Below are 14,765 nucleotides of genomic sequence, written 5' to 3'. Positions count from 1 at the left end.
ACCCCCGGCCCGGTTACAATGCGTCGTCCGCGGGGACGACCGGATCAGCCATGCCCACCGGCGCAGCGGTGGCAGCGGCGCCGGGCGCGGGCGGAACGTCCTGCCCGTCCTCGCCCACCAGGCTGACGATCCGCAGGGCAAAACGGCCCTTGTCCGCCACCACCTCGCCGCGCGCGATCACGCGGCCATTGGCGGTGACATCGAGCAGTTCGTCGGTCAGCCGGTCGAGCTGCACTGTGCTGCCCTCCCCCAGCATCAGCACGTCGCGCAGCGGCATTTCGGTGCGGCCCAGTTCGACCGACAGGCGCACGGCGACATCGCCGAAACGCGCAAAAGCGGCGGGTTGATATGCGGTCATGGTGCGAGCCCTTCAGCGGTTGCGGAATGCGGATTGGGAAATGGTGCGGGGGAAGGCTGCGCGAGCCGGGTCAGACGCACCGCCATGCGGTCCTCGGCGGTGCCCACCGCGCCGTGCGCGACCAGCGTTTCGCCGATCAGCAGCGGCACCTGCCGGCCGACCGTCAGCGGGATCGTGTCTCCCGGCCGCAAGGCCTGAAGCCGGCCAAGCGACAGGTTGAATTCGGCCAGCACCACGTGGAGCGGCAAGGGCATGTCGGCAAAGGGCGCGGCCAAGCCGGTGGCGGACACGTGGCGCGTGCGGGGCCGCTTGCGCCGCTCCCCGCCGGGCAGGAGGCGCGCCAGGCGTTCCTCCGCCACCACCAGCGCCGCGCGCCATGTGCTGCCCTTGCGATTGGCGATCTCGATCACGCAGAACAGCGTGTCATCGTCCATCGCGAAGGGTTTCAGCCGCGCCGCGCTTTCGCTGCGCACGATCACCTCGCCGCGCGCGGCAAAGCCGGCGGGCGGGGGCATGTCGCCGAAGCTGGCCGTGGTGATCGCGCCCGCGATCATCGTTGCGGTTTCCTCGACCAGCAGTGCGGCCGAGCGCGGGAGCGTTTCGGGGATATTGCCCGTCACCCGCCCGTCCCCGCCGAAGCTGCGATCGGTCAAGGCGATCGCGGTCGCGAAATCGAAGCTCAGCAAGGCGGTTTCCGCCGAAGCGGCGCAGCGGATCAGCGAATTGGCCGCGAGCGGTCCGATCCGGCGCAGGGCCTCCGCCCCGCTCAGCCGTTCGGGCTCGGTGATGCTCACATCGAGCCGGTCGCCCGACAGCAGCGCGGACAGATCATCCGCCAGCAGCCGTGCCAGATCGCGCCGCCAGGCGGCGATCATGGCCGCCCGTTCCTCGGGCCGGGGGCCGCGCCTGATCAGCTCGTCGCAATGCACCGCCGCGGTGCGTGCGGGCGTGAAGTCCTGCGCCATCCTCATTGGACCAGGAACCCCTTGAAGTGGACCGCATCGATCCCGCCGAACCCTTCGTTCTCTTCGAGCACGTGGTTGGCCGCCTTGGTCAGCCGCGCGGAAAGCTTTTTCTTGCCTTCGACATCGTAGGCTTCGGCTTCGGTGGTGGCGGCAAGCTGCGCGATGAAGGCGGAACGGATCGCGAGTTCGTGGGTCTTGACCCATTGCAGCACGCGCCCGTCGCGCCGGGTCGAAACCGCCAGCTCGACCTGGATCAGCCCGGGCGAATCGGCGAGGTTCGCGGTGAAGGGCTCCTCGAAGGAATAATAGACCGTGCGATACTTGCTGCCGCCTTCGCCATAAACGGGCGCGGCGGCTTCCTTGTCCTTGCCGTCGCCGGCGGGGGCGTAGGGGTCTTCCTCGTCCTTGCGCACCAGCTTGGGCTCGTCGGGCTCAGCCTCGCCTTCCTTGTGGCCGAACACGCCCATTGCAAAGGCGCCGTATGCCCCGCCCGCGCCAAGGCCCAGCAGCAGCACCGCCCCCAGCACGATCTTGAGGATTCCGCCCTTGCCGGACTTGCCGCCGCCTTCGCCCTCGGCCTTGTCCTTACCTTTGGCCATGCCGTGTCAGCTCCCCGATATCCGTATGCGTGTGATCAGGCGAAAAGCCCGCCCTGTGCCCTGTGTGCGGCGCTTGCGTCGGAGCCCTCGTCGCCCTCGCTGCTGCGCCCGGCGAGGGTCGCAGTGGTGGAGGGGCGGCGGTGGTCCGGCGCAGCATCGCCGCCGTGTGATCCTGAATGCCCCGGGTATGGTTGAGACGATCCTTGACCCCCGTTAGGGGAAGCTCCGTAACGCTGGTCGCCAGCCCCATTCTGGGACGCACCGTGATGCTGCGCGAAGCTTGCCGAAGCGTCGGCGGCAGCGACGGCGCGGGTGTCCAGCGCGGCGTGGATCGCCGGGACGAAGCCCGGATCGCGGCTGGCGAGCACCGCGCGCCACTGGTCGGGAGCGGCCTGTTCGAGCCTGACCGACACCGCGCCGAATTCGGCATGCTGCACCGTCATCGCCGGGCGCGCCTCGCGCACCGCCTCGCGCAGCGATCCGACCTGCGCGATGGTCGATTCGATCGTGCCTGCGGCGGTGCGCTGGTCCCCCCCGCGATCGGCGGCGGCGGACGCGGCTGCGGCCTGCGGCTGCGTCTGCGTCTGCGTCGGGAATTGGGCTGGCGCGCTGCCTTGCGGCAAGGCAGCGGGCGCGGCCATTGCGGTGTCGCCAGCAGGCGCGGAGGCCAGTGCTGGTGCGGCGGTCGGCGCGGACGGCATTGACGGGGCGGCGGTCAGCGCAGCGTCATCGCCGCTATCCGCAGGACGAAGGGCGGCGGATGCCGCAGGGCGCGGCGGCCCGGATGGCGGCGCGGCAGCGTCGCGCGGCTCGCTGCTCAGGGGGGATGGCGCCATTGCCTTGGCGGCTGGCGCGGCCACGGCTTGGCCGATCGGTGCGCCCGGCAAAATGGGCTGACCCGGTTCGAGAGCGATCGCCTGCGTTGCCATGATCGGGGGCGGCGATACGGCGGGAAGCGCGGGGCCGGACAGCGGGCTCGTCGCCGCGCCGGAACGTTCGCTTGCGACACCGCTTCCGGCAGGGATCGCTGCAAGGGAGGCAACGGGAATCGCAGCCGGGATCGGCGCGAGGGGTGCGGCCGCGACGATGACCGGCGCAGCATCCGGGTCGGCCGCGTCATCGGTGCCTAGCCCTTCGTCTGCTTGGGCCATCTCGGGGGCATCGATGTCGGCGAGCGCGGGAACGGCAGGGCTATCGGAAACGATAGCCGGATCGGCCATGCCTTCGGACACGACATCGGCCAGTGCACGCTGCGGTTTCGGCGCGCTGCCTGACGCAAGCGGCAATCGCGCGCCCGTCCCCGGCAAGTCCTTGCCGGTCGGCAACAGCATCGCTGCCGCGCGCTCCGGAACGGATGCAATGGACAATTCGGCGGGAAGTTCGGGCGCTGCGCCTCCAAGCTGCGGCGCAGGCGGCAGTATCGGTGCAACCGGCGGCGCGGCGTCCGGGGCGGGGTCGGGCGCGCCGCCCTCGGGCATCCGGATCGCGGGCGTGCCCAGCGCTGCGGCATCAAGCAATCCGGCAAAATCCAGCGTCGCTGCCCCGCCGCCCGCTGGCAGCACCGCAGCTTGGCCGACAAGCGGCGAGGGCGCGGCGGACAATTCGGGCAGGAGCGGGAGGAAGTTGGGCACGGTGGGGGTCATCCTCATAGATGGGCGGTCAGTCGTTGCGGGGGCGATGCAACTTGCGTGCCAGCGGCGCGGCGTGACCTGCCTCGCGCCGCGCCGCCACTGCGGCCACGGCGCTCCGGGCCTCGGCGGTCATTTCGGCCAGCCGCCGGCTGCGCGTTTCGGCGCGGGTCAGCGTTTCGCCAGCCCAGGCGCGTTGCCGAGCGGCATCCTCGGCCGCCTCGGCCGCATTCATCGCCAACTGCGCGAGCCCTGCGGTAAAGACCGACCGCCGCTGCAAATCGGCGCCGCTCGTCACGCCCGCAGCAGGTGCGCTTCCCGCGACCAGCGCGCGGCTGCGCTGCGCCAGCGCCGCACCGCGCGCCTCGCTTTCGAGCGCTTCGGCAAGAGAGCGCAGCGCCTGCTTGCGCGCGACTTCGGCGATCAGGCTCTGGCGGCGCAGCAGCGCGAGCCGGCGCGCCTCACGCGTCATGGCCGCCCATCAGGCTGAGCAGTGCCGCATGGCTGTCCGCCAGCGTCACGGCATGGCCGCGCGGCTGGGTGAGGAAAGCATCGATCGGCCCGCTCAGCGCCAGCGCCTCGTCGAGCAGCGGATCGCCGCCCGCGCGGTAAGCCCCCATCATCACCAGATCGCGCCCGCTTTCGCGCGCCGCGATCAACGCTCGCAGCCGGCGCGCCGCATCGAGCACAGCGGGCGGCACCAGATCGTCCATCACCCGGCTCAATGAAGCGGGAATGTCGATCGCAGGATAATGCCCGCGCGCCGCCAGATCGCGCGACAGCACGATATGCCCGTCGAGGATCGCGCGCGCGGTATCGACCACGGGGTCGTTGGTGTCGTCGCCATCGGCAAGCACGGTATAGACCCCCGTCACCGCCCCGCCGCTGCGCGCCGAATTGCCCGCGCGCTCGACCAGCCGGGTGACCGCGGCGAGCGCGCTGGGCGGATAGCCGCGCGCCGCGCCCGGTTCGCCCAGCACCAGCGCCAGTTCGCGCGCGGCGTGCGCGACGCGGGTCAGGCTGTCGAGGATCAACAGCACACGCTTGCCCTGACTGCGGAAATATTCGGCGATGCTGCTGGCATATTGCGCCGCGCGCAGCCGCAGATTGGGCGCGTGATCGGCGGGCACCGCGACCACCACGATTCCGCCGCGCCGGTGCCCGCCCATGTGGCGACTAACGAAATCCGACACCTCGCGCGCCCGTTCGCCGATCAGCGCGACCACGGTGACATCGGCAACCGCATGTCCGGCGATGGTATCGACCAGCACCGACTTGCCCACCCCCGACCCCGCCATGATGCCGAGCCTTTGCCCGACGCCCATCGCGGCCAGCGCGTTGATCGCGCGCACGCCGCAATCGAAAGGATGTTCCACGCTCGCGCGTTCGAGCGCGCCTTCGCGCCGTCCGCCCAGCGGCCAGACCTGCGGCAGGTCGAGCCGCGGGCCGCCGTCGATCGGATCGCCCAGCGCATCAACCGCGCGGCCCAGCAGGGCGTCGCCGACGCGCACCTCACCCGGCTGCCCCAGCGCACGCACCCTGGCCCGCGGACGCAGCAGCATCGCATCACCCAGCAGCATCATCAGCGAATGGCCGGCACGAAACCCGATCACTTCGGCAAGGCATTCCGCGCCCGCATCGTTTTCGATCAATCCCAGCGAGCCGACGGGCAGCGGCAGCCCTTCGACCTCGATCAAACCGCCGTCGCAGGTCACCACGCGCCCGGTCAGCACCGGGCCGCGAACCGCGGGGGCGGCGCGCATGCGCGCCAGATCGAGCTGCAATTGCGCGATCATCCGCGCACCATCGCCGCCAGCGCGCGGCGCCATTCGGCCGGGCCATCCGAGGCGGTGCCTTCGGGCCCTTCGATCATCACGCTGCCCGGCGCGAGCGCAGGATCGGGCACGATCCGCATCCCGCCGCGTGCACTGTCGTCGATCAGCGCGATGTCATCGGGATGGAGATGGAGCGTGAGCCGGTCGGGCGCGCCGCCGATCCGTTTCGCCGCGGCCTCGGCCCGCGCGCGCAAACCCGCAGGATCGCGCGCCGCTTCGCCCAGCACCCCTTCGCACAGCGCCAGCACGGTGGCGGCCAGATCCTCGGCCAGAACCGCGCTCGCCGCTTCATCGAGACTGCGGAAATTGAGCCGCAGCGCGCGCTGTCGTTCGGCAAGCGCGGCGGCTTCGGCCTGCGCGGCGGCGCGGCCTTGCGCGGCCCCATCGGCAAAGGCGCGCGCGGTTGCCTCGGCCAGCGGATCGGGTTCCGGCGGGTCGGGCTCGGGCTCGGCTTCCACCGCCACTGCCGCCACTTCAGGGCTGAACAGCGGCGCGGCGCAAAACCCGCTGCCGCCGCCATCGGCAAGCCGTGCCAGCCACGCGGGCGCGGCATCGGCGGGCAGGATTTCGGCATCGGGGGAAGCGGCGAGCGCGCCAAGCCAGTCAGACAAATTCGCCGCTCCCGCTGCCGATCACGATCTCGCCCGCATCGGCAAGTCCGCGCGCAATCTCGACGATCGCCTTCTGCGCGGCGATGACCTCGCTCTTGGCCAGACGGCCGCGCAGTTCGATCTCGTCGCGCACGCCGTCGGCCGCACGGCTCGACATGGCCGCGAAGAAGGGCGCGCGGTCGGCTTCCTTGAGGCCCTTGAGCGCGTCGACCAGCTTCTCGTTGTCGACATCGCGCAGCAGCCGGCCCATGCCCATCGGGTCGAGTTCGAACAGCATTTCGAAGGTGAACAGTTCCTCCTCGATCTTTTCGGCCAGCGGGGCATCGCGTTCGGCGATCGCGGGCAGCACGGTGTTGCGCAGTTCGCCCGCGGCAAGGTTGATGAGGTTGGCCGCATCGCGCGGGCCGCCCAGCATCAGCGCAGCCGTGCCGAAAGTCGCGCTGATCCGCTGGGTCAGCAGCGTGTCGATCGTGGTGATCGCGGTCACCGAAATCGTCCCGCTGCGCGCCACGCGTTCGACCACCAGCGTCTGGAGTTCGAGTGGCAGCATCGCGAGCACCTCGGCGGCGGGTTCGGGATCGATCAGCAGCAGCAGCGCCGCGATCACCTGCGGGTGTTCATCGAGGATCAGCCGCACCAGCACCCCGGGCGCAAGCCATTTCGCCAGTTCCAGGCTGCGCGGCGGGGCATCGGGTTCGATCCGCTGCAACATGCTTTCGGCGCGCGCCGGGCCAAGCGCGCGGTCGAGCAGCGTGCGCACGCGGTCGGTGCGCCCGCGCATCGGCAGGATCTCTCGCGCCGCCTCGCCCGCAAAATCGGCGAGCGCTTCGGCCATGTGCGGGGTTTCGATCTCGCCCAGCGCCATCATCGCGCCGCCGAGCTTTTCCAGTTCGGCGGGCGAGAGGCGCGAAAGCAGCCCGCTCGCCTCCTCGTCGCCGAGCAGCATCAGGAACACTGCGGCACGGTCGACCCGGCTGAGCAGCGCGGGCGCAGGCGCGGGCGGCTGAAGCGCGGGGACGGGTTCGGCGGTCATGCGGCCTCCGCTGCGGGCTCGGGGGTGTCGGGGGCGTCGAGCATCCGCTGGAGCACTTCGACCGCGCGTTCGGGTTGCTGCGCGGCAAGCTGGCGGACCAGTTCGACCTGGCGCGGCAGATCATCGAGCGCGGTGCCGCTGTCGTCGCCCGGTGCGTCGAGCATCGCCGGATCGCGTCCGTCCACGGCGCCTTCGCCCTCGGCGGAAGCCTCTCCCAACGCCCCCGGGGCGCTGTCGGCCGCGGGCGATTTCTTGTCCCGGATCCTGCCGATCAGCGGCTTCACCGCCAGCAGCAACACCAGCAGCACCGCGATCAGCGCAGTGCCGTAACGCACCAGCATCGCAAACCACGGCTCTTCGTAGAAGGCGGGCGGTTCGAGATCGGCAGGTTCGAACTTGCTTGCGACGACCTGCACCGTGTCGCCGCGCTGGGTGTTCGCGCCCACCGCCGCGCTGACCAGCGCCTGCAATTGCTGCGCGGTCATGGGGGCTGCGGCTTTCAGCGCCTCGTCGCTCACCGCGACCGCGACCGACAGCTTCTTGAGGCTGCCCGGCCCGGCGGTGGTCACCGCCACCTCGCGGCCCAGTTCATAGGCGCGGTCGGTGGCGGTTTCGGTGTCGGTGGTGGCGGCATTGGCAGGCGGCGCGGGGTTGGGCGCACCGTCGACGAGCTGCGCCTGCGGCGGGGGCGTGTTGGCCGGAACACCCGGCACGCCGCCGGCGGGCGCGGCCCCGGTGCGCTGCGCATTGCGTTCGCTTTCGGAGCGCACCACGCCTTCCTTTTCGTAGGTTTCGCGCGCGGTCGTCACATCGCTGCGATCGAGTTCGACCTGCACCTGCGCGCTGAAATTGCCGCTTCCCAGCAAGGGCATCAGCAGCGCATCGAGCTGTTCGCGCAGCTTGGCTTCGTGTTCGCGTTGCAGGTCGAGCCCTTCGCCCGCCGCCACGCGCGGGTCGGACAGGAGCCGCCCGTTCTGGTCGACCACGCGCACTGCGTCGGTGCTCATCCCCGGCACGCTGGCGGCAACCAGATTGCCGATCGCGCTGACCTGTTCGGGCGACAGGCTGCGCCCGTTCACCAGCCGCACCATCACCGAGGCCGATGGCGCGCTGTTTTCGCGCACGAAGACCGAACGTTCGGGCGTGGCGAGGTGGACGCGCACGCTTTCGATGCCGTCGATCTCCTTGATCGTCAGCATCAACTCGCGTTCGCGCGCCAGCCGCAGCCGTTCGCCTTCGAGCGTGCGCGAAGTGCCCAGCGGCATCGCGTCGAGCATCGCCTCGGCGCCTTCGGGCGCGGCGATCCCGGCGTTGCTCGCGACCAGCATCTTGGCGCGGTACACATCGTCCTCGGCCACCGACAGCGCGCCGGTGCCGTTGTCGATCGCATAGGCGATCCCGCCGCCTTCGAGCGTTTCGACCACCTTGGCACGCTCGGCATCGGTGAGGCTGGTGTAAAGCACGCGGTCGGGGCCGGCAGAAATTGCCATCCACACCATAGCCGCCGCGCCGACTGCGGCAAGACCGCCCAAGGCCGGCAGGGCGCGGGCCAGCGCGGGCTGGCTGACGAAGCCGGCCACTTGCGGCGGCAGCATCGTGCGCCAGCCTGTTGCAGGCGCCGGGGCCGCGGGCAGGCCCGGCATATCGGCGGGAACGGGAAGCGCGTCGACCATCTATCAGCCCCCCATCCGCATGATGTCTTGATAGGCATTGAGCAGCTTGTTGCGCACCTGCAACGTCGCTTCAAAGGCGACACCGGCTTCCTGGCGGGCAAGCATCACCTGCGCGATATCGGTCACCGCGCCGCGTTCGTAGGCGACCTGCATCGCGCCCGAATGTTCCTGCACCGCATTGACCTGCCGCAGCATCACGTTGAGCGTATCGGCAAAGCCTGCCCCGGGCGCCTTGACCGGCGAAGCCGCCGCGCCGCTGGCCTCGCTCGCCGCGCGCACTTCGCGCAAGGCGCTGCTGCGTGCGAGCACCTGGCTGCGCAGCGCCATCACGTCGGCAACCCCGAACCCTGCCCCCAGCGCGTTCATGCCGCCCCTCCCGCGGCCAGCATCCCGGCCCCGCGCATCGAGGCGAGGCGATAGCGCAGCGTGCGTTCGGAAATGCCGAGGCTGCGCGCCGTGGCGAGCCGGTTGCCGCCGTGGCGGGTGAGCGTTTCGAGGATCGCCTGCGCTTCGGAGGCGAAGGCCACATCCGACAGCGAGCGCGGTGCGGCCGCCCGTGCGGGAGGCGCGTCCGCCGCCAGCGGCGCCGGGCTGGCAGCCGCGCGCACCGCGGTATCGAACACGATATGCGCAGCGGTCAGCATCGCCGCGCCGCCCGCCAGCAGGATCGCGCGGCGGATGACATTTTCCAGCTCGCGGACATTGCCCGGCCAGGCATGCATCTCAAGCGCGGCCAGCGCGTCGGACGAAAGCCATCCCGGCCCCGCGCCGGTCGGCACATGGCGCAGCAACATCGCAAAGGCGAGCGGGGCGATATCGCCCGGCCGGTCGCGCAGTGCCGGCAGCGCCAGCGGAAAGACGTTGAGGCGGTAAAGCAGGTCCTCGCGGAAGCGCCCTGCCTCGACCTCGGCGGCGAGATGCCGGTTGGTCGCCGCGACCACGCGGACATCGACCTTGACCGGCTTGGTCGCGCCAAGCGGCAGGATTTCGCCTTCCTGCAAGGCGCGCAGCATCTTCGATTGCAGCGCCAGCGGCAATTCGCCGATCTCGTCTAGCAGCAACGTGCCCCTGTCCGCCGCGCGGAACAGGCCCTCGCCCGCTTCGGCAGCGCCGGTGAAGGCGCCCTTCTTGTGGCCGAACAGCAGGGCTTCGAGCATCGCCTCGGGCATCGCGGCGCAATTGACCGCGACGAACGGCCCCGCCGCGCGCGCGGAGAGGCGGTGGACGAACCGCGCGAGCACTTCCTTGCCGGTGCCCGTCGGCCCTTCGAGCAGCACCGGAATATCCGACGCCGCGATCCGTTCGGCCAGCGTCAGCAGGGCCATCGTCTGCGGATCGCCTGCAACGGGCCAGCCGCCCTGCGCCGAGGCCGCGATCAGCGCCGCGCGCGCCTCGCCAAGCGCTGCCGGATCATAGGACAAGGCAACCTGGCCTTCTCCGGTCAACGCGAGGGCAGGCTGAGTGCGCGCATGATCGAGCGCGATCGCCACCCGGCCACTGCGCGCAATCCCCGCAGCCATCACCGGCGGCATCGCATCGCCCAGCACGATCCGGTCGCGCTGCCAGCTGCCACCCATCAGCGGCAAGGTCATGCTGGTCAGGATATCATGCCCCGACCGGCCAATCTGCGCCGGTGGCAGATCGGGAGGCGCGCAGCCTGTCATCCCCTTGGCAGTGTGGCTGTCGGCCGCCTGCTCCTTTGCAGCTTGCATCGTGATCGCCCCTGGTCGTTTGGTCTCGGCAAAGCTCTGCCGCATTCAGGCTGGACAGGAGGCAAATTTAAGCCCCCGTAGCTTTCCCTATTGGCGGCGCGACCAACACCTAGACGCGGATCACGCGATGCAGGGGCAGACCACACGAAACAGATTTATCCAATTGATTTAAGGTGATATATTTTCCCGCTTAAACATCCCGGAAAGCGACCGCTCTATGGGCCAGCAGCGACGGGCCCGTTCGTCCTGCCTGACCATTCGGGAGTTTGCACAATGAACGTCATCAACACCAACACCTCGGCCATGCGCGCCACCAACTCCGCTGTGGCTGCGGGCAAGATGCTCGGCACTGCGATGGAGCGTCTGTCGAGCGGCAAGCGCATCAACAGCGCCGCCGACGACGCCGCCGGCCTCGCCATCGTCAACTCGATGACCTCGCAGATCCGCGGCATGCAGCAGGGCGTGCGCAACGCCAACGACGGCATCAGCCTCGCCCAGACGGCGGAAGGCGCGCTGAACGAAGTGACCAACATGCTCCAGCGCGTTCGTGAACTGGCCGTGCAGGCCGGTTCGGACACCTACGCCGACACCGACCGCGACAACATCCAGGCGGAAGTCGACGAGCTGACCGCGCAGATCGGCCAGGTCGTTGCCAACACCGAATTCAACGGCGTGAAGCTGTTCGACGGTTCGGTCACCACCGTCACCGTGATGGCCGGCGCCAACGCTGCCGACACCGTCGACATCACCCTTGAGGACCTCAGCGCCTTGGACGGCACTGCCGGTACTTACGACGTCACCGGCACCGACGGTACCGCAGCGCGCACCGCCCTGACCGCCGTCGACACCGACATCGAGCTGATCTCGACCACCCGTGCAACGCTCGGTGCGAGCCAGAACCGCCTCCAGTCGGCGGTGAACAACCTCACCAACGTTTCGACCAACCTGTCGGATGCGCGTTCGCGGATCCAGGACACCGACTACTCGCAGGAAACCACCGCGCTCGCCAAGGCCCAGATCCTCGGCCAGGCCTCGACCGCGATGCTCGCTCAGGCGAACCAGTCGCAGCAGAACGTGCTCTCGCTGCTGCGTTAACCCGTTCGTCACGCGCACGCTTGCTCCTCCCCTGGGCGGCGGTGCACGAGAGCCCGGAGCCTTTTGGCTCCGGGCTTTTTCGTGTCCGCCAGCCTGGCGCGCCGAATGACGCCGACAAAAGGCTTTGCGCCCGCACCGAAAATCGCGGCATGGGAGCGCGGCAGACGGCAAATTCGCGTGCTCTGCCGATGAGGCTCGATGTACGAATTCAGTTCGACCCATATGATGCTCGCCGCGCTTGGCCTGGCGATCATCCTGTCCCACTGGCTGCCGCGTTTCATTTCATGGCGCGAGCCGGCTGCCTCTGCCCTGTTGCTTCTCACCGGGTTTGCCGCCTTTTCATGGTTGCCGGGGATGCCGCCCGCGCTCGATCCGCTTGCCGCGCCGCGCGTGTGGGAGGTCGCTGCGGAATTCTGCGTGATCATCGGACTGTTCGGCACCGGATTGCGGATCGACCAGCTGGGCGGAAAACGTCTGTGGAAGCCGACCATCCGGTTGTTGGCGGTGGCGATGCCGCTGACCATCGCAGCGCTCGCGCTGGTGGGATGGCAGGCTGCCGGATTGACCCTGGCGGGCGCTTTGCTGCTGGGCGCGGTGCTGGCGCCGACCGATCCGGTGCTTGCGGGCGATGTTCAGGTGGGCAGACCCTCCGAAGGCGGCGAGCACCCGGTGCGTTTCACGCTGACCACCGAGGCCGGTCTCAACGACGGGCTTGCCTTTCCCTTCGTGCATCTGGGCATCCTGATCGCGACCACCGGTGCGCTGAGCGCAGGGCTGATCGGCGAATGGATGCTGCGCGATGTGATCTATCGCATTGCGGTGGGGGCAGGCGCCGGTGTGCTGGTCGGCTGGCTGCTGGGGAAAATCCTGTTCGTCTGGCCGCGCAACAATCCGCTCGCCGCGACCGAGGCCGGCGTCGTCGCCTTTGCCGGGGTGATCTTTGCCTATGGCGTGACCGAACTGGTCGAAGGCTATGGTTTCATCGCGGTCTTCGTCAGCGGGATGGTGCTGCGCCGGCAGGAATCGGAGCATGAATTCCACACCCGGCTGCACGATTTTTCCGAATCGCTCGAACACACGCTGACCGCGCTGATCCTGGTCGCACTGGGCGCCGCGCTGCCTGGCCTGTGGCCCTATCTCGGCTGGCCCGAAGCGATCATCGCGCTGTCACTGGTTCTCGTGATCCGCCCCGCAGCGGCATGGGTTTCGCTCGCGGGGCTCGGGATCGCGGCGCGATCGCGTGCGGTCATGGCGTTCTATGGCGTGCGCGGGATCGGGTCGGTCTATTATCTCGCCTATGCCGCGCACCATGTCGAACTGGTCAATGAAGGGTCCTTGTGGGCGATCATCGCGGCAACGATCGCGCTGTCGACCATCGTCCACGGGTTGACCGCTGCGCTCGCGGTGGAACGGGTGACCGAACCGCAGGCCTGACCTCGCGCGCACGGGCGCCTCAATCGCGCGCCGCCAAGGCTTGCGGCATGCGCCCGCGCTTTAGCGGAGGCTCGGCTGCTGGCGGCATCGACCTTGCCAGTGGCGCGCCGCGTCCTTCGAGCAGCAACAGCGAAATGCGCCGGTTGCGGGGATCGGCGGGATTGTCGCCGATCAGCGGTTCGGTTTCGGCGACGCCTTCGATCCGGGCAAAGCGCGGCTGCGCCACCCCGCCCAGCACCAGCGCCTGCCGCGTGGCTTCGGCGCGGCCGGCGGAAAGCGACCAGTTGTTGGCCTTTATCCCGCCGCGCCATGGCAGCGAATCGGTGTGCCCGCGCACGATCAGCGGCGCGTTTTCTTCCGCCAGCGTATCGGCCATCACCTGCAGCAATTCGCGCGCCGGCTTGGTGAGGATCGTGGTGCCCAGTTCGAACATCGAGAAATCGGCATTGTCCATCAGATCGATGCGGATGCCTTCGGGCGCGCGCATCACGCGCACCTGCCGCGCAAGATCGCGCAACTGGCGGCGCTGCATCAGCTTGTTCTGGATCTTGTCGTGCAACTGCTTGAGCTTCTGCGTTTCGGCATCGCTGCCGCGTCCCGTTTCCGAAGGGCCGCCGGTCGCGCCGCGCGGGATCGTTATCGTGCGCGTCCCGGTCTGCCCCTGCCGGTTGGGGTAATTGTCGGCATCGGTCAGCGACGATCCGCCCAGCAAGCCGTCCGATCCGGCGCCATCCTTGCGCAGCTTGACCAGCGTGGGCGCGAAATAATCGGCAATGCCCTTGCGCTGCTTTTCCTCCGTCGCGCCGAGCAGCCAGAGCAGCAGGAAGAACGCCATCATCGCGGTCACGAAGTCGGCATAGGCGACCTTCCACGCGCCGCCGTGATGGCCGCCCTCGACGATCGTCACCTTCTTGACGATGATGGGCGCGGGGATGGCGCTGCCTGCGTCGGCCATGTCAGCGACCGCGCATCATGTCGAGCAGGTCGGTCAGCTTGGGCCGGTGCGCGGGCGGAAGGCCCGAACGCGCCGCTTCGAGCACCAGCGGCTGCGGATAGCCGTGCAGGCTGGCGATGATCACCTGCTTGATCGAATGGAAGATCTGCTGATCGTGAACGTTGATCTGCTTCAGCCGCGCACCCAGCGGGCCGGCGAGGCCATAGGCAAGCAGCACGCCGAGGAAGGTGCCGACCAGCGCCGACCCGATCATCTTGCCCAGGATCGCCGGCGGCTGGTCGATCGCGCCCATCGTCTTGATGATCCCGAGCACCGCCGCGACGATCCCCAATGCGGGCAGCGCGTCGGCGAGCGACTGGATCATGTGCTGCGGCTCGTCCATCTCGTGCATCTGGGTCTTGATCGAACTGTCGATGATGTCCTCGACCGCATGGGTATCGAGCGTGCCCGACGAGACCACCATCAGCGTCAGCGGATCGCAGATCATCGCGGTCACGACGGGATCGGCCTGAAGGCGCGGATACTCGGAAAACAGGGTCGAGGACGCAGGTTCTGTAACGTGGCTTTCCAGCGCCACCGCGCCTTCCGAACGCAGCAGCTTCATCAGCTTGGATGTCAGCGCGATCGCATCGATATGGTCCTGATCGGTGTATTTCGGCCCCTTGAACACGCGCCCGAAGCCCGCGCCCAGGAGCTTGATCTCGTGCATCGAGTTGCCGATCAGCGTCGCCCCGGTGGCGGCGCCGCCGATCATCATGAATTCGAGCGGGAGCGCGGCGAGCACCGGGCCCATGGCGCCGCCAGCGAGCATGAACCCGCCGAACACCATGACCAGAAGCACGACAATGCCGATAGCAGCAAACACGT

The 14,765-nt window shown here is 69.2% G+C and carries 15 protein-coding genes; 2 read left to right on the top strand and 13 right to left on the bottom strand.

Annotated elements, in window-relative coordinates; genetic code table 11:
* Positions 1–13: 13 nt before the first annotated feature.
* From A9D12_RS06105 to A9D12_RS06055, 11 genes are read right to left on the bottom strand one after another with little or no spacing between them, the layout of a single operon-like run.
* Positions 14–358, bottom strand: coding sequence for a FliM/FliN family flagellar motor switch protein (locus A9D12_RS06105; protein ID WP_068350501.1), 345 nt, complete (start codon positions 356–358; stop codon positions 14–16).
* The gene (locus A9D12_RS06100) at positions 355–1,329 is read right to left on the bottom strand and encodes a flagellar motor switch protein FliM (protein ID WP_082925420.1); all 975 of its coding nucleotides are present in this window, start codon (positions 1,327–1,329) and stop codon (positions 355–357) included. The genes A9D12_RS06105 and A9D12_RS06100 overlap by 4 nt, the downstream gene beginning before the upstream one ends.
* Positions 1,326–1,922, bottom strand: coding sequence for a flagellar basal body-associated FliL family protein (locus A9D12_RS06095; RefSeq protein WP_068350499.1), 597 nt, complete (start codon positions 1,920–1,922; stop codon positions 1,326–1,328). The genes A9D12_RS06100 and A9D12_RS06095 overlap by 4 nt, the downstream gene beginning before the upstream one ends.
* A 35-nt stretch (positions 1,923–1,957) precedes the next feature.
* Positions 1,958–3,571 carry a hypothetical protein gene (locus tag A9D12_RS06090; RefSeq protein ID WP_156522806.1) on the bottom strand — a complete coding sequence of 538 codons (1,614 nt, stop codon included), beginning with the start codon at positions 3,569–3,571 and terminating at the stop codon, positions 1,958–1,960.
* Positions 3,572–3,581: 10 nt separating this feature from the next.
* A complete protein-coding gene (locus A9D12_RS06085) occupies positions 3,582–4,022 on the bottom strand; it encodes a hypothetical protein (RefSeq protein WP_068350497.1) in 441 nt (146 codons plus the stop codon).
* Positions 4,012–5,379 (bottom strand): FliI/YscN family ATPase, encoded by a 1,368-nt coding sequence (locus A9D12_RS06080; RefSeq protein WP_418251575.1) that lies wholly within the window; start codon positions 5,377–5,379, stop codon positions 4,012–4,014. Before A9D12_RS06080 ends, A9D12_RS06085 begins: the two co-directional genes overlap by 11 nt.
* Positions 5,343–5,996: a FliH/SctL family protein gene (locus A9D12_RS06075; protein WP_068350496.1), complete on the bottom strand. Its 654-nt coding sequence runs from the start codon at positions 5,994–5,996 to the stop codon at positions 5,343–5,345. The genes A9D12_RS06080 and A9D12_RS06075 overlap by 37 nt, the downstream gene beginning before the upstream one ends.
* Entirely contained in the window at positions 5,989–7,029 is a 1,041-nt protein-coding gene (locus tag A9D12_RS06070; RefSeq protein WP_082925419.1) for a flagellar motor switch protein FliG, read from the bottom strand. The genes A9D12_RS06075 and A9D12_RS06070 overlap by 8 nt, the downstream gene beginning before the upstream one ends.
* Positions 7,026–8,702: a flagellar basal-body MS-ring/collar protein FliF gene (fliF, locus tag A9D12_RS06065; protein ID WP_068350495.1), complete on the bottom strand. Its 1,677-nt coding sequence runs from the start codon at positions 8,700–8,702 to the stop codon at positions 7,026–7,028. Before fliF ends, A9D12_RS06070 begins: the two co-directional genes overlap by 4 nt.
* A 3-nt stretch (positions 8,703–8,705) precedes the next feature.
* Complete coding sequence (fliE, locus tag A9D12_RS06060) at positions 8,706–9,068, bottom strand: flagellar hook-basal body complex protein FliE (protein ID WP_068350494.1); 363 nt, start codon at positions 9,066–9,068, stop codon at positions 8,706–8,708.
* Positions 9,065–10,414 (bottom strand): sigma-54 interaction domain-containing protein, encoded by a 1,350-nt coding sequence (locus A9D12_RS06055; protein ID WP_231889707.1) that lies wholly within the window; start codon positions 10,412–10,414, stop codon positions 9,065–9,067. The genes fliE and A9D12_RS06055 overlap by 4 nt, the downstream gene beginning before the upstream one ends.
* A 273-nt stretch (positions 10,415–10,687) precedes the next feature.
* Here A9D12_RS06055 and A9D12_RS06050 point away from each other — a divergent pair, with 273 nt between their 5' ends.
* Together A9D12_RS06050 and A9D12_RS06045 are read left to right on the top strand one after the other, a co-directional pair.
* Positions 10,688–11,509 carry a flagellin N-terminal helical domain-containing protein gene (locus A9D12_RS06050; RefSeq protein WP_068350492.1) on the top strand — a complete coding sequence of 274 codons (822 nt, stop codon included), beginning with the start codon at positions 10,688–10,690 and terminating at the stop codon, positions 11,507–11,509.
* Between the two features lie 198 nt (positions 11,510–11,707).
* Entirely contained in the window at positions 11,708–12,943 is a 1,236-nt protein-coding gene (locus A9D12_RS06045) for a cation:proton antiporter (RefSeq protein WP_068350491.1), read from the top strand.
* A 19-nt stretch (positions 12,944–12,962) separates the two neighbouring features.
* Here the strand turns inward: A9D12_RS06045 and A9D12_RS06040 are convergent, their stop codons facing one another.
* Entirely contained in the window at positions 12,963–13,898 is a 936-nt protein-coding gene (locus tag A9D12_RS06040) for a flagellar motor protein MotB (protein ID WP_082925418.1), read from the bottom strand.
* A 1-nt stretch (position 13,899) separates the two neighbouring features.
* Positions 13,900–14,763 carry a flagellar motor stator protein MotA gene (motA, locus tag A9D12_RS06035; protein WP_068350490.1) on the bottom strand — a complete coding sequence of 288 codons (864 nt, stop codon included), beginning with the start codon at positions 14,761–14,763 and terminating at the stop codon, positions 13,900–13,902.
* Between the last annotated feature and the right edge of the window lie 2 nt (positions 14,764–14,765).

The sequence above is a fragment of the Erythrobacter neustonensis genome (assembly GCF_001663175.1).
GTDB lineage: Bacteria > Pseudomonadota > Alphaproteobacteria > Sphingomonadales > Sphingomonadaceae > Erythrobacter > Erythrobacter neustonensis.
Note: the sequence above shows the minus strand (reverse complement) of the source record. Positions and strands in the feature narration are given on the sequence as shown.

What these genes read in the sequence shown, in the direction of transcription:
- A9D12_RS06105 (WP_068350501.1), bottom strand. Translation starts at nt 358, where the DNA reads ATGACCGCATATCAACCCGCCGCTTTTGCGCGTTTCGGCGATGTCGCC.
- A9D12_RS06100 (WP_082925420.1), bottom strand. Translation starts at nt 1,329, where the DNA reads ATGAGGATGGCGCAGGACTTCACGCCCGCACGCACCGCGGCGGTGCAT.
- A9D12_RS06095 (WP_068350499.1), bottom strand. Translation starts at nt 1,922, where the DNA reads ATGGCCAAAGGTAAGGACAAGGCCGAGGGCGAAGGCGGCGGCAAGTCC.
- A9D12_RS06090 (WP_156522806.1), bottom strand. Translation starts at nt 3,571, where the DNA reads ATGAGGATGACCCCCACCGTGCCCAACTTCCTCCCGCTCCTGCCCGAA.
- A9D12_RS06085 (WP_068350497.1), bottom strand. Translation starts at nt 4,022, where the DNA reads ATGACGCGTGAGGCGCGCCGGCTCGCGCTGCTGCGCCGCCAGAGCCTG.
- A9D12_RS06080 (WP_418251575.1), bottom strand. Translation starts at nt 5,379, where the DNA reads ATGGCGCCGCGCGCTGGCGGCGATGGTGCGCGGATGATCGCGCAATTG.
- A9D12_RS06070 (WP_082925419.1), bottom strand. Translation starts at nt 7,029, where the DNA reads ATGACCGCCGAACCCGTCCCCGCGCTTCAGCCGCCCGCGCCTGCGCCC.
- fliF (WP_068350495.1), bottom strand. Translation starts at nt 8,702, where the DNA reads ATGGTCGACGCGCTTCCCGTTCCCGCCGATATGCCGGGCCTGCCCGCG.
- fliE (WP_068350494.1), bottom strand. Translation starts at nt 9,068, where the DNA reads ATGAACGCGCTGGGGGCAGGGTTCGGGGTTGCCGACGTGATGGCGCTG.
- A9D12_RS06055 (WP_231889707.1), bottom strand. Translation starts at nt 10,414, where the DNA reads ATGCAAGCTGCAAAGGAGCAGGCGGCCGACAGCCACACTGCCAAGGGG.
- A9D12_RS06050 (WP_068350492.1), top strand. Translation starts at nt 10,688, where the DNA reads ATGAACGTCATCAACACCAACACCTCGGCCATGCGCGCCACCAACTCC.
- A9D12_RS06045 (WP_068350491.1), top strand. Translation starts at nt 11,708, where the DNA reads ATGTACGAATTCAGTTCGACCCATATGATGCTCGCCGCGCTTGGCCTG.
- A9D12_RS06040 (WP_082925418.1), bottom strand. Translation starts at nt 13,898, where the DNA reads ATGGCCGACGCAGGCAGCGCCATCCCCGCGCCCATCATCGTCAAGAAG.